Below are 20,732 nucleotides of genomic sequence, written 5' to 3' on the forward strand. Positions count from 1 at the left end.
TTACATGTTGCAGGTCTATGATCGTGTGCTGGCCAGCCGGAACGAAAACACGCTTTTGATGATCTCGGGTATCGCGGTGCTGCTGCTGATCACCTACGGGTTTCTGGAATACATCCGCTCCAAAATGCTGGTTCGGGCAGGGTTGCAGTTCGACGACATGCTGGCCAATCCAGCGTTTAACCGTGTTGTACGTAAGCAGTTGCTGGCGCCGAACTCTGGTGCTCACACTACGCTGCAGGACGTGGATCGAGTTCGGGAATTCTTGACAGGGCAGGGAATCCTGGCGTTTTTCGACGCGCCTTGGGTGCCCCTGTTCCTGGCGCTTTGTTTTGCCTTCCACCCGTGGTTAGGCCTTGTCGCTACGGGCGGTGCCCTGATCATCTTTATCCTTGCTCTCGCCAATGAATTCTCCACGCGTGGCCTTTTGCAAGAGGCGGGAACGGCCAATATGGGGGCAGCGCATTTCGTTAACACCACGGTTCAGAACGCAGAAGTGATCCGCGCGCTTGGCATGGAAAAGCCGCTAACCAACCGCTGGCTCAAGCAGCATGATGACGTGCTGTCGGCGCAGGCTAGGGCGAGTGGCCGGGCAGGGGCCATCATGGCCTCGACCAAGTTTGTGCGTATGTCCCTGCAAATTGCTATACTCGGAACGGGTGCCTATCTCGCGATCCACCAGCAGATTTCACCCGGTATCATGATTGCGGCGTCTATCGTGATGGGGCGGGCCCTTGCCCCGGTCGAACAGGCGGTCGGCCAGTGGAAGCAGTTCGTCGCCGCGCGTCAAGCGCACAAGCGGCTCACCGAGATTTTCAATGCGCTCGGCGATGAAGACCAGCGGATGGAGCTTCCAGCACCCAAGGGTAACCTTGTGGTTCAAAACCTTATCGCGATGGCACCAGGTTCCAAGACGCCGATCCTCAAGGGCATTTCATTCAACCTAGCGCAGGGCGAAGTGCTGGCGGTGATCGGACCTAGCGGATCCGGCAAGTCGACGCTGGTGCGCCACCTGGTCGGGGCGATGCAGCCGCAATCTGGGTCTGTGCGCCTTGAGGGTACGGAACTGCACCATTGGGACGCCGATCAGCTTGGCCGGTACATGGGCTACATGCCCCAAGACGTGAAGCTTTTCCGCGGCAGCGTGGCAGAGAATATTTCTCGCTTCCTCGAAGATGTTGACGACAAAGAAATCGTGGCTGCTGCTACCCTTTCGGGGGCGCATGAAATGATCGCGACATTGAGTGATGGCTATGATACTGACGTGGGCGATGGTGGCAACGGTTTGTCTGGCGGCCAGCGTCAGCGCGTCGGTCTTGCTCGGGCCGTATTCCGCGAGCCCAGCCTGATCGTGCTTGATGAGCCAAACTCCAACCTTGACGCACATGGTGAACAGGCGCTGGCTAACTGCATCCAAGAGATGAAGCGGCGCGGTAAGACTGTGATCCTGGTTACGCACAAGGCCAACCTCTTGGCCCTGTCCGATAAATCCTTGATGCTGGTAAATGGAGCTGTCGAGAAGTTCGGCCCAACCCGAGAGATTTTTGCACAGATGCACAATGGCCAAGCCAAAAATGATGCCGCAGCCACCAAGCAGAGCTCAACTGTTGTCAACATGGCTGACACACCTCGGAGCTGATCCCGAATAGTTTAAAGATGAAACCGCTCTCAAGGAGCTTGATGCTAGATGGCAAAGAAACCGAGCCCGAAACCCGTCGCTCTGGCGGGGTATGTCCTGATTTTCCTCACCTTCGGTGTGCTGGGAAGCTGGGCCGCCGTGGCCAAGCTCGACAGCGCCGTTGTGGCACCGGCGACCATTTCTCTCGAAGGGAACCGCCGCGTCGTGCAGCATTTCGAAGGCGGGATCGTCGAGGAAATTCACGTCGCCGAGGCGGACTCCGTTCAGGAAGGTGACGTACTGCTGCGTCTGAACTCGGTCGAGGCCCAATCCAATCTCGACGTTCTGTCCACCCGTCTGGACGTGGCCCGCATGATCGAGGCGCGTCTTCTGGCCGAGCGCAAGCTGGCGGAGGAGATCGAGTTTCCGGCGGACCTCGTGTCCGGCGAGAACCAGATCGTCGGCGCGGTCAGGGACGATCAGCTCGACCTGTTCCGCGAGGGTCGGTCGATCCTGAAGTCTCAGGAAAATATCCTGAAGGCGCGGGCTGGTCAGATCGAGGTGCAGATCGAAGGTCTGGAGTTGCAGAAATCCGCCTTCCAGCGTCGGATCGATAACTACACAGAGATGCTCGACCGGATGCGCGACGGTGAAAGCCGCGGTCTGATCCAAGGCAACGTTCTGAGCCAGCGCGAGGATGAGCTGATCGAGATCGAGGCCAATCTGGGCCAGGTCATCTCGGACATCGCGCAGGCGCGGGCCAGCATCGGCGAGACCGAGTTGCAGATCCTGCAACTGACGCAGGAGTACCGTCAGAAGGCCAATACCGAACTCGAGCAGATCCGCGCCGAGATCAGCGAATTGCAGGAGCGCCGCAAGGTGGCGGCGGACGTGCTGAACCGCACGGAGATCCGCGCTCCGGGATCGGGCACGATCCAGAACCTCAAGGTACACACGGTCGGATCGGTGGTCCGTCCGGGTGACGTGCTGATGGAGCTGGTGCCCGAGGATGAAGAGCTGATCATCAACGCCCGGGTGTCGCCGATCGACAAGGACAATGTGGCGCCGGGTCTGTCGACCGAAGTGCGCTTCACCGCGTTCAAGACCAAACTGACGCCGATCATGCTGGGCTCCGTGGAGACCGTGTCGGGCGATGTCATCACGCCGGACAATCCCAACGAGCAGCCGTATTTTCTAGCGCGCGTTGCAGTGGACGAGAATGAGATTCCCGAAGAGATCACAGACCGCATAACGGCCGGCATGCCAGCGGATGTGATCATCACCACTGGTGAACGCACTGTAGCGAATTTTATCGTTTCGCCCCTGATGGATGCGGTGCGCAAGAGTATGATCGAAGAGTAGGGCGCAGCCGTACTTGGTTCATGCTGAACATTGAAATTCGGCCAGCATTGATTGTGAAATTTGCCATGGGCCTGAAGAAGCTCATTGAGCTATGCAAGTCGTGTGCCGTCATTCTGAATTAGGGACAACACAGACGTCAACAGTATGTGTTTTTTTGGGCTCCGTGAATGCCTAAGCAATCATATCATAGCTGTCAAAATCGCTACGGAGCCCGATAGTGGCAACAACGCCGCCATCATCTAAGCTCCAGCTCATGACATGTAACTGCTCGCCTTGACCACCTAGAAAGCTTTCAGAGTCTAAAAATACATAATCGCGATCTGTCCGAATGACTTCGATGCTATCGATACGGCTCAGAAGGAAATGAACAAAGTCAGCAGCCTCTTCACCAAAGGCAGACTTGTTTTCTGTGGCAACTGATATCGAAAGGGCTGTATCAATCAGGCTCTTGATCGAACGACCTGCCGACACTGGCAGTGGAGCAAGTGATCCTGTAGTTGTGCCAATCTCGAATGTGCTGCCACTTTCTACGTTTGGGTTGTCTGAAATAGCATACCCGAGCTCGATGAGCGGAATATCGAGTATGTCAAACGAGGCAAATATCTTTTGGCCACCCATGACAAAACTTTCAAGTGGCGTCTTCCAGATTTGAAGCAGCTCCTCGATATTCTCTGCCGAGATCATTGCCAAATTCTTGTCGTTGGACCCGACTTCACCTTTTGGAAGCAGGTAAATGTGTTCGTGGAAATCGCCTGCATCTTCCAACGGGACCCTAAGATCTTCTTCCGGAATGTCGATCACGATCTTAGAGTTGGATACGGTTTTGATTTCCCCTTTTCCGGCCAAGATAAAAATAGCATCGCCTGAGTTTTGACCATCCTCAAGAACGGCAGAGAGTTCTTCGCCATTAGTATTTTCAGAGAAGGCATCATCGAGGAAATTAACCAGGTGTAAAAACGCATCTTCGATCGCGCCAGCTTCGGGAAGTGCAGGACTATCATCCTTTTCCACCGAAGAATTGCTGAGAAAAGCCAGAGCTTTTTCCATGTCTACCACGATGTTCTGTGCGGTTTCGGACAGGCTGTGCTCAGATATCAGGCCTAAGGCGATTGCTATGGAACTCAGCCCCACCACATAGCTGTTGGGTATGATAGCGAGGCCTGTCTGGCTCAACATCTCCTTCGGCGTAGCGGTGGTCTGTCCAGATGCCACTATCTGGGGTTCTTGTGCCACAGAAGGACCGTCAGCGTTTGTCTGAACTTCTGCAGCTGTGTGTGTCTCAATCGAAACTTGTTGGGTTACGCCGCCAAACGCGATGAGCTCATCTGAGGATGGATTTTCATTCTGGCCATCGTCACCAGTATCTTTCACCAAAAGAACAAGGTCTTCAGAATCTAAGAAGAGGGTCCAAACGAGAGCTGCAAGCAGTGTGGAGGGATGTAGTCTAACCTTACCGCCACGTTCCAGACGGACCACACGATGGTTGTCAGTGGTTCCATTTTCTAAATTCCCACTCGGCACTTCCCGACGCGTAAAATCGGAGATTAAAGCTTCGAAGTCATGCCCACGGAGTGGTTGGTTTAGATTGGGGCTGTCGAGGACGTAAAGACCGTCTATCCGACAAAAATGAATGAAGACATTGCCATCTTCATGGCAGAAGACGAACCAAGGATCTCCCTCGTCGCTCAGGCCACGTTCAGTCTCGCTGACAATACCGGCAGCATCTAAAATATGTTTGACTCGGAAGAGGGTAGCGAGCTCTTGATTGCTCCAGTCACGGGAAATCTGCGCGGTTTTTTTCTCGCGTGCCGGAAATTTGACAGTATCAAGATCAAAATGCCCTTCCGGTGTTTTTCTGAATGACAGAGTTTTATCGCGCTCCTCAAGAAAACATTCGTCAGGCATTGAACTGTCTTTGAGTCGGAATGTTAGGATATCTGCCATAAATTCTGCTCAAGTAGTTTGGAAAGCTCTAAAGGCTTTGTTGCTCATGCTCTTCCGACAGCACTGGTCCATTTTTGATGGGTGTCTAAATGGCGTCTTCTTCGAACAAGATTTTATAGGTCAAGGGTTCGTAGTAGCGAAGAAGCTCTCGAACAAAGTTTCTCGGCTCCTGCCCAAGCGCTACAGCCCATTCAGCATAGCGATACGCAGGAATTTTTCCACGACCGTTTTCGAGCTGCGAGATGAATGTGTAGTAGTCCAGATTCAGGCGGGCTGCGAGATCGCGTTGTGACAAGCCTTCAGCTTCGCGCAGAGACTTCAGCCAATGGCCCAGAGTTGCACGTTGTTCTTTTGCTTCTTCAGGCGTCGATTTGTGTAGTTCAGCAAGCATAGATTTACCCTTGAGTGGCAGCATAGGGATAAACGAGTGTTTAGTACTTCACTATATAGGTAACCTTTGCCCATTGCAAAGCCTGTCAAAAGGGTGGGGGATACCGCGTTGCTGGTGCGAGCCATGCCAGGGATCAGCCAAGGCATCCTGCTGAAGAAACTGACAGAAACTCACTTGGACCTCACGTCATGGAGAATGGGTCGTCGATTACGCCGACGAGTTCGATGAGGAATTCCCCGTTGTTGGGGTCCAGCGCCGCGGTATGGATTTGATCAGTCTCATTTATCGCGGCTTGGATGCTGGTGGCACTGCCGTCATACAGGCTCATCACCGCAATCGTATCATCATAGTTTGACAGACCCTTGATGGCCGAGAAGTACACGCCGATGTCGGTCTTGTCAGCGAGATATTCCGCATCCGAAGCACTCCCGGTAGCTGCTTTTGCTCCATTCAGAACGGCCAAGATGAAGATGGCAGGTGTCATCTCGGGGTTTGTCTCGAGCTGGTTGACCCAGTATGGCCCGGATGGATCACGCCCGAGTACGTTGTTGAAGACGGCGTTCACGAACGCCTGAGTGTCGGCAAGGTTGCCCTCTGCATCCAAGTATGCCGAGTAGGTTGTTTGGATTTCCACCTGGTTGAAGAAGCTTTCCGCAATCTCGGGCAAGGTCATGTCGTCTGCGAGCCGGTCCGCCCAATAAAGCAGGCCCTTGGATGCTGGGGCGCGGTTAAAGTAAGCGATGTAGAGTTCAACAATTGCGGAGAAATCCTCTGCAGTCAGTTCAACAGCGCCTGCGCGAATACCTATGTAGAAATTGCCATCTGAAAACTGCAGATTCTCAGTATCGATCAGTGTGTCCATGCCATCTGCGGATGGCCGTCGATCCGTAACTGTTGTTCCGTTGGGCGAGAACTGCAGAGTGTAAGAAGCTTGGTTGCCGGAATAAACTGCAGTGTCTGTCCCCATACCGCCGAAGAATGTGTCGTCGCCAACCCCGCCTGTAAACTGATCATCGCCGCCAAAGCCGAAAGCTACATCCGTTCCGATGCCGCCATCAAATGTATTGGCGAGATCATTAAGATAGAACCAGTCGCCTTCGTCAGAGCCATCAACCTCACCCTCAAGACTAACGACAAAGGTTGGGTTGGAATTACGAGACCCGATAATAAGTGCGTCTAGCGCATCCGCTAAGCCTGGAAGAATATCCGTGATAGCACTGATCACAGAACTGTATTGGGCAAGTGCCAATGCTTCAAACGATGAGAGTTCCACATCATTCGTTGTAGTCAGAGCCGTGCCGTAGGACTGGAGCGCTTCGAGCGCGGAGGCAGCAGCAACCTGTACAGCAGCCTCTGCTTGCTCAAAATCCGCTGCGGACGCGCCGTTATCGGCGATCTGATTAATCAAGTTTGTCTGGGTTTGAAAAAACGCAACGACGGCATTGCCAGCAGCCTCGCCAACCAAGGCCCAAAGTTCCGCAAGCGTGGTGCCGCTGAAACTGTTGGCTCCAGGAATGAACCAGTCCCCGGTTGCAGGATCGATAGTGAATGTGGGGGATGTGAACAGCCCACTGTTTTCTTCCCAGAGAAGGTCGATCAGACGCGCCTCAGCGTCTGCAAAGGCTTGCTGAAGCTCGTCCTCGATAGTGCCGCCGTCGCCATCCAGCCCCTCGACCTCAATCAAGAGTGTGCTTCGCGGAACACCCGAAAGTGCTGCACGAGCCACGTCGAACGCCTCGGTTATTAGGCTGAAGTCACCATCGGCCCAATCCTGAAGAAAGGCCAAGGCCTCCGCATCAAGATTAGCCGTCACCTGCGGATTATTCAGCAGGCCCTGGATCGTTGGTCGATTGGCTTGCAATGCTTGTTCTGCAACGTTCAAAAGGTCGAGATACTCGCCAACTGTTAACTGGAACAAACCTTCGATCGTTGTCGGCGCTGTGAGGCCCCCAAAACTGGCAATCGGTGCCAATGAGGCAAGTGACGCTGCCAATTCTTGTTCAAATTCGTTTTCCATAGTCAATCACTCACATTCTTTCTGAAGCAATGAACAGTACTCAGAAGGATTCCCGGAAAAAGTCAACAATTTTAAAGTACTACTGAGAAGGGTTTAAATGAATACCGTCCATCGGCTTTATGCGGTGGGCTCAGTTATTCGATTCAGGTGTCCCGTGTTCTTATGGGTTTCCGCGATGCCGGTGGTCTGCTACCTAGCGCGAACCTTCTCCGGGTTGTGATACCACTGGTTCGTCCTACAGCTTGGTGTGGGTGCATGGAATACATCCCTTGGAACATCAAATGGCTCTGCACAATGTCCTCTCAAGACGCCGCCCGAAAGGTGAACGGAGCAAAAAGCCTCCAATGTTTTCTCCCTTGGACCGTTCCAATATCTCGTGGTTTTGGAACAGGTATCTAAAATCGAAGACGCCCTGGTTGTTTCTTGTCTTGGGGATGATCACGATTCAGGGCCTAGTCTACCAACAGTTTCTATCCCTGACAGAAGATGGGCTCAGGGTCATTTTTGAGAGCGGTGCGGTATCTGATCTGGTGCGGGTTTGCGGCATCGTATTTTTCCTGTTTACGACGCGCGCGCTCATGTCGTATCTCATTCCGCGCCTTTCCGTATCGCTTGCGAGCGATGCGGTGATGAAGATGCGGCGGGATTTGATCGATCACCTCATGACGCTGGATCTGGCCTTTTTCGAACGCACCCAATCGGGTGATATCATTTTGCGACTGGTGAACCAGTCACAAGCGTTGAGCCAGTTTGTAGGTCAGGCAACTGTAAATGCAGTGCGAGATGCCGCGACGATCCTGATCGTGTCAGGTTATCTCGTCTACAAGTCACCAGTTCTGTTCCTGACAGCCCTGATCATTCTTCCAACAATCCTACTTCTGCTGCAGCACGTCTCGGCGGCCATCAAGCATATTCAGTCCACAGCGGAAAACGCGATGGGGGCTTACATGACCGGGATTGATGAGATGTCGTCTGGCATGCGTACCGTCAAGATTGCGGGCCAGGAACCAGTAGAACGTGCACGTCTTGTGAAGGCGACAAAGGAGATCCGCAGCATTTCAATACGTCTACAGGCAGCCCAAGCATTGGTCATGCCAGCCATCGATATGATGGCTGCATTTGTTTACGTACTGGTCATCGGTGGCGGTGGCTACATGGTCTTGTCTGGGGAGTATGGGCTCGATGGAGCAGGGATCATTGCCTATCTTCTCGGGTTAGCGTTGATATTTGACCCGGCGCGCACGTTGGCTGGTTTTTTTGCGAAGCTACAAGCCAACCTGATCCTTCTGGATGGTATTCGTAGCCTGTATCGCGAGACACCTATCATCACAGATGCCCCAGATGCGCACGATAATTTCGATCGAGCGGGCGATATCAAGCTCGAAGATGTGCGCTTCAGTTATGACGCTGACCACCCGCTATTCGACGGTCTGTCGATGAAGTTTGAGGGTGGGAAAGTATCCGCCATCGTGGGGGCAACCGGCTCGGGCAAGACCACAGTGCTGAGTCTTCTCACCCGTCTTTATAACGTCGATGAAGGGTCTGTGAGCATTGGAGGCACCCCCATCAACACGTTGAAGATCAAGGCTCTGCGTTCATCCTTTTCCGTGGTTGCCCAGGATATCGTGATCTTCAACAGCTCTCTAAAGGACAACATCCGCTACGTGCGCCCTGACGCAACGGACGAAGAAGTGCGTGCCGCAGCAGAGGCTGCAGAGATCATTGACCTGATGGATGCGCGCGGAGACAAACCGCTTGGTCCCAAAGGTAGCCAGCTTTCTGGTGGCCAAAAACAGCGTATTGCCATCGCACGGGCGTTCTTGAGAGGTTCCCCAATCCTATTGCTCGATGAAGCAACCTCGGCTTTGGATCAAAAAACCGAAGACAAGGTCAAACGTGCGTTGAACCGATTGTCAAAAGGCAAAACCACCCTGATCGTAGCACACCGGTTGTCGGCCATCACCCATGCAGACTGGATCTATGTGCTGGATGCAGGACAAGTGGTGGAGCAGGGAACCCACGAAGACCTATTGGCACAACAGGGACTTTACGCCGGGATGTACGGAGCCCAGAAGCAGAGCTACGGCTAGAACAAGCGCCAACCATACTTGCAGGGCGGCAATCGGATTGCTGTCTCGGCACTGACTGAAAAACCTTGTCTGGAACACGGGCGACCGTCTCCCAAGTGATTGACACTCAGGGCCAGACGCTTCGTGATGGCGCAGTGAGGAAGGCCGGGGACCTCGGCCCTGGGATTTTGGAAGGCATATGCGCAGCGCAACATACGCGACGGCACTGACCCTGATGCTCGGCTGGCTGCTCTGGATCGGCAAGCCTATCCTGCTGCCGGTCTTCGCGGCGGTGATCTCGGTCTATATCCTGTCGACGGCGGCGGCGAGCATGCAGGCCCTGCCGGTGCTTGGTCGTCTGCCGGCCTGGGCGCGGCGGGGGTTGATCCTGATCCTTTTCACCATTGTCGTGGTGATGCTGTTCATCCTCGTGATCAACAACCTTGTGCAGGTGGTGGCGATCCTGCCGCAATACGAAAGCAATCTCGAACAGCTCATCAGCCGCAATGCGAGCCTCCTGGGGATCGAGAACGAACCGACCTGGGAGAACCTGCGGCGCGCGACGCTGGACCAGATCGACATGCGCGCCTGGATGGCCCCGGCGCTTTTGTCCCTGCGCGGCTTCGGCGTGACGCTGTTTCTCGTCGTGCTCTATTCCAGCTTTTTCATCGCCGAACGCGGTGTGATGGCGCGAAAGGTTATGATCGCCATGGGCGACGAGGCGGTGGGGCATCGGGCGATCGCGCTCTTGTCCCGGATCAACGAGCGGATCGGGCAGTACCTGTTCGTCAAGACTGTGCTCAACGTGATCCTGGGAGCGATCTCTTTCGTTATCATGCTGCTTCTGGGGATCGAGTTCGCGCTCTTCTGGGCGGTGCTGATCGCGTTCCTGAACTACATCCCCTATATCGGCTCGATGATCGGGGTGATCTTCCCGGTTCTGCTCAGCCTCGCGCAGTTCGGCACCCTGTCGATGGCGGGCGCCGTGATGGTATCGCTGACCGCCGCGCAGATCTTCGTCGCCTTCATCCTCGAGCCCCGGATGATGGGGCGCGCCTTCAACCTGAGCCCTTTTGTCGTTCTGCTGGCTCTGGCGTTCTGGAGTACACTTTGGGGTTTGCCTGGCGCACTTTTGGCGGTTCCATTGACGGTGAGCCTTGTTCTTGTGCTGGCCGAAGTCAAGACGACTTATCCGATCGCGGTACTTCTGTCGGCGAATGGTAAAGTCTGATGCGCTTGAGGGAACGGCGTCGTGCGGTTGAACCTGAGCCCTGTTCCTGCCAGTTTCAGCGGCCTCGCTATGATATTTGGTAAGCGCAACAAGGCAAACAAGCCAACCATGAATGTTGTGATGCATGTTCCCAAGACAGGGGGAGCTTCGGTTTCTGCGGGGCTGCAGAAGACATTCGGAACGGAGAGAGTTCTAAGATGCGACTGGTTTGACCAGTTGGTGAAACACTCGAAGAAGAATGGTCTGTCTGGATATGACATCGTGATTTGCCATTTAGGCGGTCGGGAGCTGTCTTATCTCAGAGATGATTTCAATCTGAAAATTTCAACATTCCTGCGGGATCCTATCGAGCGCGTATTTTCAAATTACCGATTTTGGCGACAGACTGCCTTTGATGTCATGTTGGATGTTGATGGTGTCGGGAAAATACCCATGATCGATCCAACACTTCACTGGAAAGACGATCTTGATCGCATACTTTTGCGATCGTCCGAAATCTGGAAATACCGAGAACTTGTCGACGTCGCGACCTGGCAGTTCGCAACGTCGATTTACGAGCGGACAGGGCGTAGTCAAAACCAAGCGCTATCAGAAGCGAAGCGTCGGCTGAGAACCATGGGTTTTGTTGGGTTTCAAGCAAGCCTACATGCCGATTATGTCAGGCTTGCATCGACGATCGAAGGAACTGCAGTTCCGGAGCCACTTGAGAAAATCAACCGCACCGAAAAGCAAGATGGGCTCGTATTGGATGATGATGCTCGCTCGTTAATCACTAAATACAATGCCTTGGATGTTGAGCTTTATGAATGGGCGTGCACTCGGTTCGCCACAACAGGAAGCCACACTGCTTGAAGCCTGCGCTGCGGTTTCTGGTGATACGCTTCACACGAGCTATGCCGGGAAATGGGTGACGGTGTTTGAGAAGGCGGCGTATCGTGGCGGGTGATCAAGCCTGCCAGAACTTCCAAAAGGAACGATACGCCTATGACGATCGATACCGACATCATTGCCCTGCGTCAGCCGGAATCTGTTTACGATCCTCTGACCGAGATTGCCCGAGATGGCGCGCGCCGGATGCTGGCCGCTGCACTTCGGGCCGAAGCCGACGCCTTCGTCGCACAGCATGCCGAAGACATCCTGCCGGATGGCCGCCAGCGGGTCGTTCGTCATGGCTATGGGCCGGAGCGCAGCATACAGACCGGGATCGGAGCGCTCGATGTCCGGCGTCCGAAGGTGCGTGACCGCGCATCCGCACCGGATGATGAGAAGGTTCGGTTCACCTCCGGCATCCTTCCCAAATGGGCGCGACGCTCGAGGAGCCTCGATGCCCTGCTGCCGGTGCTCTACCTTCGCGGTATCTCGACGGGAGACTTCCAGGAGGCGCTGGCTGCGCTGCTCGGTGCGGACGCGCCGAACCTGTCGCCGAGCGTGATCTCGCGCCTGACCGAGGAGTGGCAGCAGGAATATGACCGATGGCAGCGCCGCGATCTCTCGGCACGCCGGTATGTCTACATCTGGGCGGACGGCGTCTACCTCCAGGCCCGGATGGAGCCTCAAGCCGAGTGTATCCTGGTCATTCTTGGGGCTACGCCAGAGGGAAAGAAGGAGATCGTCGGCTTTCAGGTTGGCGTTCGCGAGAGCGCGCAGAGCTGGCGTGAGCTGCTAGTCGACATCAAGTCTCGTGGCCTTGCGGTTCTGCCGGAGATAGCGGTTGGCGACGGGGCCATGGGCTTCTGGAAGGCGCTTGACGAGGTGTTCCCCGGCACACGTCATCAGAGATGTTGGGTTCACAAGATCGCCAACATTCTGAACAAGTTCCCGAAGTCCATGCAGCCTACGATAAAGGCCGATCTGCGCGAGATCTGGCAGGCCGACACCCGCGCCGCGGCGGAAGCCGCCATGGACACCTTCTCCGAAAAATACGGGGCGAAATACGAGAAGGCGGTCACCTGCCTTACGAAGGACAGGGAGGCGTTGCTCACTTTCTACGACTTCCCGGGTGACCACTGGGACCATTTGCGCACGGGCAACCCCATCGAAAGCGTTTTCGCCACCGTTCGGCATCGGACAGTGCGAACCAAGGGGGCGCTGTCGCAGAAGACGGCAAAGCTCATGGTCTTCAAACTCGTTCAGGCGGCCGCAAAGACATGGCGCCGCCTGAAGGGCGCCAATCAGTTGCCTTTGGTCATCAAAGGCGTCACATTCACCGACGGTGTCGCCGAGAATGACACCGCAAACCGCGCCGCTTGATCAGGTCGCGTCACCCAAATTCCGGCATAGCTCTCCTCACACCCATACATGCCGGAAATTTTCAAGCTTACCGCACCTGAGGAAGCGATCGGGCGAGCCTTCGCAATAAAACGAAGCGCGCGCTCTGAAAAATGCTTGATCAGGTCGCGTAACCTTGTGACTACCTAGTTGGCGGCAGGTCTTTTGAAGCGTGTCAGCCTGAGCTTTGCGAACGGCTCAAGACGATTAATTACAGCCATGAGAGAGCCGATGTGGAAATCATTCTTTGGGCCTGACCGCAGAAAAACGGCCTCTCATAAGCTTCACGATCCAGAAAATCCCTGTGACGGTGAGTTTGATCCGATTGCAAGCAAGGCAGACATTCTCTCGTGCTTCCGGATAATTCTTGGCCGCAAACCAAATTTGGAAGAATGGCCTGGTCACTCTTCTCGGGCTGGTGAGCTCTTGGAAGACATTGTCCGCACCTTCGTCAACAGCCAACAATTTAAAAGCCGTGGATTATTGAACCCGGAAATTCCAAAAAATATTGTACATGCTGATACTGGCCGCTTCATCATCTGGGCCAATGCCAGTGACCCGGTAATCGGTGCACCAGCTCTTGCGGGTCGTTACGAGCCACATGTGGCAAAGGTGATTTCAGATACCCTGAAACAGGGCGATACGTTCGTCGATGTGGGTGCGAATATCGGTTACTTCTCACTGCTCGCATCTTCGATCGTGGGGTCTACAGGCCGAGTTTACTCGATAGAACCAAATGATCTTAACGTTAAACTCCTGGAAAAAAGCCGATCCGAAAACGGCTTCGAACACCTCAGAGTTCTTCAAATTGGAGCGTCCGAGCATATCGAGACACTCTTTTTGCATGCTGCGAGTGGCAATGGCAGTACAGGGGCCTTGCAATCCGACCAGATTTTTTCAAGTCGAACGATCCCAGGCATACCTTTGGATCTTGTACTGGCTGATCGCTCCAGTCGAATCCGCCTTCTAAAAATTGATGTTGAGGGTTTCGAATACAAGGCCCTGTCTGGAATGCGCAGTATTTTGGAGGCCGATCAACCAGACCTTGTGATTGAATTTGCTCCCAAAGGCCTGCAGGGCATTGATGGGAAAGGTTTTCTGGATTGGCTTGCTGCACAAGGGTATCAGTTCAGAATCATTCCGAAAAATGGCACTTTGGGAGCAGTGATCGCTCCTGAAAAAGTTCTAGACGCGTGGCGCTCAGCCGGTGTGGATCATATCGATATTTTGGCATGCAGTGCAGGTCATAAGTAGAATTTTAATACAAGATATCATGATCTTGCGAACGTTTTGAGCGTTTGGTGAGAGATATACTTGAAGTGATAAATCTGGATCAAAACAGGCAATCGCATCAAGATTTTTGATTTGGACACGGCGACGAGACCGAAGGTCTTCGGGGGGGGGGGCTGTTCCTTCTTGCCCAGCGGCTGCTGGGAAAAACCAGATTACGACACAACTGTTCCTGTTTCTTGCCCTAGTCTTTCCTTAGGTATTTACTGGGGGTTCGAACTGGGGAGTTCGGAGTGTCTGCTGCCACTGCCAGTGATCTGGAACGATACATGCTGGATCTCGTCAACGAGGAGCGCACAAGCCGCGGCTTGAATGCTCTCGTGCTTGATCAGGTCTTGAACGCATCCGCGGATGTACATTCAGCATGGATGCTGGATAATAATGTCTTCAGCCATACTGGCATCGGAGGGTCAACGCCAACGCAACGTATGGAAGCTGAAGGGTTCGACCTCTCCGGGTCATGGCGTACTGCTGAAAATATTGCAGCGCAGAGCGTCCGTGGGGCTGAAGGGTTTTTCGATGATGTGTACGACCTGCACATTGCCTTGATGAACAGCCCCGGGCATCGGGAAAACATTCTCCTGCCTGATCTGGAAGTTGTGGGGATCGGAATCCAGACAGGTTCCTACACGTATGACAGCGGAACATATTTTTCGGTTATGGCCACGCAAAATTTTGCCAGGACTGAAGGGAGAGTGAGTCCGGATATTGCCGCACAAGCCACAACGCTAGAAAGCACCAGCCCATCACCGAATACAACCAGCATTTTGGTTGGTGATGCCACCGTTGAATACCTTCTGGGGACTCCGGAGAACGACTCGATAGTAGGGTTGGGCGGTAATGATACCTTGATGGGGGGGGCCGGTGATGACCTGATTGACGGAGGCCTTGGAATAGACACAGCGGCGTTCTCGGGAAACCAAGGATTTTACACGTTGCAGCTTTCTCCAGGCGAAACGATCGTATTTGATCGGCGCCCGTCTGAAGACGGTACGGATACTCTGCTGAATATAGAGAATCTGAGCTTTGAAAATAGCCAGCTCGAGCTAAGTAAATATGTGGGCGCAGTTGAATTATCAACCGAGGAGTTTGCGGCACTTACCGAGCTTTACATCGCTTATTTTGACCGTGCACCAGCTGCCAAAGGTCTCTTTTACTGGGCGACAGAGCTTTCAAATGGCATGTCTCGCGTTGAGATTGCCAAAAGCTTCTTCGTACAGCCGGAAACTCAAAAGACTTATGAAGCGTTCTTGGACGCAAATGGCGAATTGACCGATGCAGAGGGATTTGTAACCACTGTATACAATAACGTCCTTGGTCGTGATCCCAATGAGTCAGGCAAGTCGTTCTGGATCAATGAGCTCGAAAAACCTGACGCTCACATCACACCCGCGATCTTCATCTTAGCGGTTTTGAATGGCGCGAAAGCTACGACGGGAAGCAACGCAGATGCAGAGTACCTTGAGGCCAAAACAGATATAGGTGTATATTTTTCGGCCATCAAAGGCATGTCAAACTACAATGACACAATCTCCGTTATGAGTCTTTTTGATGGCAGCAGCGCCAGTGTGACCAATGCTGTGAACGAGATTGATCTCCTTCATACAGATGCGCTTGACCCCAATTCCGGAGAATTTCTGATTGAACTGGTAGGTGTCATTGACGACCCGTTTATCTGAGGGCCTGTGCCCACATCTCGCTGGTTCATATGATTGGATGGTCTCAAGGTCTTCCTTTCCGGGCATATAGTTTGACCAATTAGAGATTTATTCTACATAATCATCATTACGCGTGCGCTTTACCTCGAGGGGCGCGCGCTAGCCTGAAGTGCGATTCCTATTAGAAAACAATATGTTATCTAATAGGTGAACATTGCGAGGGAGCTGTTTATTCACAAACTTCACTTCAGGAACGCAGCCAGTCGATATCGGGGGTCCGGCCAGTACGTTCTGTTAAACGTCAGAGACGAATTTCAAATTGCTCGCATCATCGGGACAGGTCGCCAGTGTTTTCGGCTGCGTGTCGAATTCCTCGGCGATGTCTTCAAGCGACATGCCGTTGACATAGGCAGTGCCCCGGAATGCAGATCAGCGTAGACGCTTATCCGGCCGCCATCCAGATCAGCAAGACCAGAATGCCGAAGACACCCATGATCATTATTGCAAGCCTGCGCTTCTTGCGGGTTTTGGCAATGTTTTTTGGGGGAGGCGTCTTATCGATCCAATCGGCAACCGGCTGAGCCGGAGCCATTCCGAGGGAACAGCCCCAGCTCAGCGTCGTTACACGCGGCATACTCATACTCGCAATCACATTCACACTCGTACGCTTACTCGCGCTGCGTGTACCACTGAATTTCACAACACTCATTACGCTATGGGCAGGCTAGTTCATACATTATTAGTACATCTTATCTTGAATTAAAAAGGCTAATTTTAGGCAAAAGGGCTTGATGCCATGAACAGTCCCTTTCCTTTGACGAAACAACGGCAGTGGTTGATGCCCTTTCTTTAAAAAGGCGGATCATCCGATGGGCTCCGCAAGCGGAGAGATATCTGGAGAAGAAACTGAGCAGACACGATGAGTGTTACTGCCAAGCGACTGACCTGATTTGCAGTCGATGCTCGGGCGCCTGATGTCTCACGGGCGCCCGAAGCCGTCAAAAATCTGTTCTCAGCTCGTCGTCCGGGGCTTCAGACTTGTAAGGCCTAAATGTGTTGGCCGAACCGCGAGAGGCTGACTGCGATACTCAGGGTCCTCGCAGAGCCGTTCGTGCGCTTCCTTCAAATGCTGCGCCGGTACTTGCGGAAAAAGATGATGCACCAGATGGTAGCAATCGTGCCGCGGGAAAAACAGAAAACGTATGGGCGCGGGCGCCAAGACATTGCGTGAGGCCGCGAGTTCGTCCTCTTCTCCAACCAGACCGGCGTGATCGAGGCAATCGGTCCAAAAATTGATCGTCGGAAATATGTAGAATAGTGGCAAAACCACGAAGAAAACCGAGGTCAGTGGCTCCATAACCGAAAACGCGACAATCGCCACCAGAACGGCGATCTTGAGGATGTAGAACAGCAGCCCGTCTGCGCGAGACAGGTTCACCCCTGAGTACATCCGAAGATGGCGCCCTGTCAGTGGCGTCACGATGTGCCTCAGCACGGTCTTGGCGCACAGGGGGTCGTGCAGCCTCAATTTCTCGATCGCGGCCATTTCCCTATCGTTCGCGTAATCGCCAAGGTGGGCATGGTGAGACAGGTGATCATCCTTGTACCGGCGGAAGCATCCCGTCAGCAAAGAGGAGCACACCTTGCCCAGAACGACATTGTCCTCCCGGTTTTCGGCGAACGTCGAATGGCTGCATTCGTGCACGATGTTGTTCAGCCCGCGCAAACGTGTTCCGATGAAGATCGCCGTCAGGACCATCATCGCCACAGTGGCGACCGACAGTTCGAGCGACAGAAGATAGTGTCCCAGAAGAACCCCGGCCAGTGCCTGCATGACGAAGGCCAGAACAATGGCCCATGCTTTCAACCTCGTATGCCGCGTCATGCGCGCAAAATGGCGCATATACCGTTTTCTCACCTGCTGACCTGACATCGTCATTCCTTCACTTCAGTCATCGAGTGAAAGATTAACGTGTAATCAATCCGTGAACACTCTGTTTCCAAAACAGAAACAGACGATGTGACATCAATTCATAAGCGTTGCTAATTCCAAGTTAGAATATTCTGGCCAACATCCGAAGTGCGGTGATAAATGTTGTTCCAAGTCTAAACTGACATCAGTTCAGCTAATGCGCGGGGCGAAAAATTTGTTGAAGTTTGACTACGATGCAATTGTCGCTTTGGCCGCTGTGGTGCGCGAAGGCCGCTTTGATCTGGCGGCACAGTCGCTGAATGTCACGCAATCTGCGGTCAGTCAGAGAATCAAGCAACTGGAAGACAGGGTGGGGTCGGTGCTGATCGTGCGCGGCCGTCCCTGCGTCCCGACGGAGGCCGGGGTTCAACTCTGTCGGTATGTCGAGCAGGTCGAACTGCTGCAATATGAATTGAATGCGCGGATGAATGCGCTCTCCGGGACGGCAGGGAACGCCGCAGCACGGATCAGGATTTCCGTGAACAATGACAGTCTTGCCACTTGGTTTCCCAATGTCATCAAGAGAGCGAAGAATGAGCTCGGCATTCGCTTCGACATATTTCCGGATGATCAGGAGCATACCGAAAACCGGCTCAAGACCGGTGAGGCGCTTGCCGTCGTCACGGCGATGGAGACGCCTGTGCAAGGGTGCCGCCGCGTTTCGCTGGGGGCAATGGACTATATTGCTGTGGCGTCACCAGAGTTCTTTGATGCCAACTTCTCCGATGGCGTGTCACTTGAGTCGCTGAAAGGTTCAGCCTGCCTTGCTTTCGACCGCAAGGACACCATCCAAGACCAGTGGATGATGAACTGTTTTGGTGAAACGGTCGAGGTGTCGACGCATATGATGCCCTCTTACGAAGGCTATGTCGCGTGCTGCCTTAACGGGACGGCTTGGGGGCTTGTTCCGAGCGTTGCGGCGCAACCGCACATTGAGCAGGGCGAGCTCATCGAACTGAGTCCCAAGAATTTTGTCCGGGTCTCGCTACATTGGCAGACCAGCACGCAGTCCAGCGAAATTCTGAGACGATTGGGCGATCTGGTCCTTGAAGTCGCGAAGGCTCATCTGTCGCCGGATATGTACCGGGTCGACTAGCAACTGTTTTTGTTGCGTCACCTCTCAAGCGCGCTGAGCTGTAAGCTCTCATACCGTAGACCCGACTCCCCTGCCCTCCTCCAGAAACGTTTCCAACAGATGCGCGACCATCTCGCCGTTGGTTTTGCGCATGGCCCGGCAGAGTGCCCGCAAGCGGAGATACTCGTCCTGTCACATCCGGATCGACATCTGCACGGTTGGTGGGGATGCCCGGGTTTTGACACGGGACGCTTCGAGGTCCTGGCGTTCAAGCTGAGCCAGGTGATCGAGATACTCCTTGGTCAGGCTGCTCTTGGGCGTGAGATTCTTGGCGTAGGGAATTCTCTGGTGCTTGCTCATCATGGTCGATCTCTTGTTGAAGTGACCTGACCAATGACGACCGGATCCCGTGTAAGGAAGCCACCTTACTGGGGATGCGGAAGAAAGCTCCCTATTTCCTGCCATCTTCCTTCTCCTTGAGGTGGTGACACCTCGGCAGGCTTGCGGCCTGAGCCCCGTTGCTGCCGGAGCTTAAGCCTCCCCGCGCTGTTGAGCCCATTTCTTGCAGAACCCCAGAAAGGCCATTTCAGGATTGCGGGGCGTGGTGCTGGCCCAGGCGCGCCATTCGGCTTCGATCACGTGCACGTCCCAGCCGGGGGCGGCGGCGCGGGCCATGTCGTAGACATCCGGATCGAGGGACGGGATCTCCACCGCTTCGGAACGGTCGTCGCCCACGGTGCCGCGGCTGCGGGCGATGAGCTGGTCCTTGTCGTCGTCGATGCGGATCTCGTAATCGGGCATGTGGTTGTACTCGGAATCTTCCTTGGCGATGGCGAGCACCAGGCGGCGGAATTCCCGCAGGGTCGATCCCGAGCCGCATTTCTTCTGCAGCACCGCCATCGACACGCGCCATTCCTTCTGGCGGCCGCAATGTTTGCGCGCCAGCTCGTAGATGCGCCGCTCCAGCGGTTTGCGCAGGCGGAAATACTCGCGGCTGAGCGTCAGCACCTCCTGCGCGCGGATCGCGTTGAAGACCCAGTCGCTGAGCTTGACCTCGACCTCCTGCATCCGCCCGTCGCGGGTTTCGCGCACGATCTTGGCGCGTTCGATGAGGCCGAAGGTCTCGAAGATCTCCTGTCCTCCGGTGGTGATGTTGGTGGAAATCCGTGTACCCGCCAGCCGCTCCATCGCGGCTTTCAGCAGGTTGTAGCCCCGCCCGGTGGTCATGCGGTTGGTGGCCTTGAGCAGGTCCGCGGCCTGAAAGCGGATCACCTGCTGCGGCTCGCGGCCTTCGTTCATGCCTTTGATGAGCGACGAGATGCAGTAGATCAGCACGTCGCGGTCATGCACCGTGGCCAGCCCGTCGACCGAGGGCTTGATGTCGATGGTGACGCCGTTGTGTTCGTAGCGCCTTGGCCGGGTGTCGGGTTTCGTCGAGAGCGAGAAGATCGGGTGTTCCATCGAGCCCATATCGCCCTTGGGCGCGGCGTCGAGGATATCGCAGACGAAGAAATCCCCCTGCGGATGGCGGTCCGGCAGCAGCGGATAGGCGGTTGTCATGGCACGCTCCTCAACGACACTTCACACACAGAGCACCGTACAACGACATTTCACACACGCCAAGGACAAAACGACACTTCACACACGGACCATTCGACACTTCACACACGCCCCGACCGGAAAACGCGAGTCCCCTCAAGGGGTTATCCACAGGGTTTCAGGCGGATCGCGGCTTTGATTCGGGAATCACCACTCTACACACGGTGAATCACCACTTTACACACGCAGAATCACCACTTTGCACACGGGGGGTGTCTGGAAGTGTCTGATGTTGTTCTGG

General features: G+C 54.4%; 16 protein-coding genes. 10 read left to right on the top strand and 6 right to left on the bottom strand.

Annotation, left to right across the window (positions count from 1 at the left end):
- On the top strand, positions 1-1,636 hold a 1,636-nt coding region (locus Q1B16_RS21190), incomplete at its 5' end, for a type I secretion system permease/ATPase (protein WP_299794099.1).
- A gap of 48 nt (positions 1,637-1,684) precedes the next feature.
- Complete coding sequence (locus tag Q1B16_RS21195) at positions 1,685-2,977, top strand: HlyD family type I secretion periplasmic adaptor subunit (RefSeq protein WP_299794102.1); 1,293 nt, start codon at positions 1,685-1,687, stop codon at positions 2,975-2,977.
- Between the two features lie 171 nt (positions 2,978-3,148).
- On the opposite strand, the gene Q1B16_RS21200 is transcribed toward Q1B16_RS21195, so the two are convergent.
- The 3 genes from Q1B16_RS21200 to Q1B16_RS21210 all read right to left on the bottom strand — a co-directional run bounded on the left by Q1B16_RS21200 (position 3,149) and on the right by Q1B16_RS21210 (position 7,329).
- Entirely contained in the window at positions 3,149-4,921 is a 1,773-nt protein-coding gene (locus Q1B16_RS21200) for a hypothetical protein (protein WP_299794105.1), read from the bottom strand.
- Between the two features lie 85 nt (positions 4,922-5,006).
- Positions 5,007-5,312 (bottom strand): helix-turn-helix transcriptional regulator, encoded by a 306-nt coding sequence (locus Q1B16_RS21205; protein ID WP_299794107.1) that lies wholly within the window; start codon positions 5,310-5,312, stop codon positions 5,007-5,009.
- A gap of 181 nt (positions 5,313-5,493) precedes the next feature.
- On the bottom strand, positions 5,494-7,329 hold the full coding sequence (locus Q1B16_RS21210; RefSeq protein ID WP_299794110.1) for a DUF4214 domain-containing protein: 1,836 nt from the start codon (positions 7,327-7,329) through the stop codon (positions 5,494-5,496).
- A 281-nt stretch (positions 7,330-7,610) separates the two neighbouring features.
- Here Q1B16_RS21210 and Q1B16_RS21215 point away from each other — a divergent pair, with 281 nt between their 5' ends.
- From Q1B16_RS21215 to Q1B16_RS21245, 7 genes are all read left to right on the top strand, one after another.
- The gene (locus tag Q1B16_RS21215) at positions 7,611-9,419 is read left to right on the top strand and encodes an ABC transporter ATP-binding protein (protein WP_299794113.1); all 1,809 of its coding nucleotides are present in this window, start codon (positions 7,611-7,613) and stop codon (positions 9,417-9,419) included.
- 178 nt (positions 9,420-9,597) lie between these two features.
- Positions 9,598-10,629, top strand: coding sequence for an AI-2E family transporter (locus Q1B16_RS21220; protein ID WP_299794116.1), 1,032 nt, complete (start codon positions 9,598-9,600; stop codon positions 10,627-10,629).
- Between the two features lie 21 nt (positions 10,630-10,650).
- Complete coding sequence (locus tag Q1B16_RS21225) at positions 10,651-11,481, top strand: sulfotransferase family 2 domain-containing protein (protein WP_299794119.1); 831 nt, start codon at positions 10,651-10,653, stop codon at positions 11,479-11,481.
- A 132-nt stretch (positions 11,482-11,613) separates the two neighbouring features.
- Complete coding sequence (locus tag Q1B16_RS21230) at positions 11,614-12,879, top strand: IS256 family transposase (RefSeq protein ID WP_299794122.1); 1,266 nt, start codon at positions 11,614-11,616, stop codon at positions 12,877-12,879.
- 249 nt (positions 12,880-13,128) lie between these two features.
- Complete coding sequence (locus tag Q1B16_RS21235; RefSeq protein ID WP_299794125.1) at positions 13,129-14,151, top strand: FkbM family methyltransferase; 1,023 nt, start codon at positions 13,129-13,131, stop codon at positions 14,149-14,151.
- A gap of 305 nt (positions 14,152-14,456) precedes the next feature.
- Positions 14,457-15,866, top strand: coding sequence for a DUF4214 domain-containing protein (locus Q1B16_RS21240; protein ID WP_299794128.1), 1,410 nt, complete (start codon positions 14,457-14,459; stop codon positions 15,864-15,866).
- A gap of 401 nt (positions 15,867-16,267) precedes the next feature.
- On the top strand, positions 16,268-16,426 hold the full coding sequence (locus tag Q1B16_RS21245) for a hypothetical protein (RefSeq protein ID WP_299794131.1): 159 nt from the start codon (positions 16,268-16,270) through the stop codon (positions 16,424-16,426).
- Positions 16,427-16,857: 431 nt separating this feature from the next.
- Here the strand turns inward: Q1B16_RS21245 and Q1B16_RS21250 are convergent, their stop codons facing one another.
- Positions 16,858-17,748, bottom strand: a complete 891-nt coding sequence (locus Q1B16_RS21250; RefSeq protein WP_299794134.1) for a fatty acid desaturase — start codon at positions 17,746-17,748, stop codon at positions 16,858-16,860.
- 244 nt (positions 17,749-17,992) lie between these two features.
- Between Q1B16_RS21250 and Q1B16_RS21255 the strand changes: the two genes are divergently transcribed.
- Entirely contained in the window at positions 17,993-18,913 is a 921-nt protein-coding gene (locus Q1B16_RS21255; protein ID WP_299794137.1) for a LysR family transcriptional regulator ArgP, read from the top strand.
- Between the two features lie 171 nt (positions 18,914-19,084).
- Here Q1B16_RS21255 and Q1B16_RS21260 read toward each other — a convergent pair whose 3' ends face one another.
- Positions 19,085-19,255, bottom strand: coding sequence for a hypothetical protein (locus Q1B16_RS21260; protein WP_299794140.1), 171 nt, complete (start codon positions 19,253-19,255; stop codon positions 19,085-19,087).
- A 168-nt stretch (positions 19,256-19,423) separates the two neighbouring features.
- The gene (locus Q1B16_RS21265; RefSeq protein WP_299794143.1) at positions 19,424-20,452 is read right to left on the bottom strand and encodes a replication initiator protein A; all 1,029 of its coding nucleotides are present in this window, start codon (positions 20,450-20,452) and stop codon (positions 19,424-19,426) included.
- Positions 20,453-20,732: the final 280 nt, after the last annotated feature.

The organism is uncultured Marivita sp. (assembly GCF_947488135.1).
In the GTDB taxonomy this organism is placed as follows: domain Bacteria; phylum Pseudomonadota; class Alphaproteobacteria; order Rhodobacterales; family Rhodobacteraceae; genus Marivita.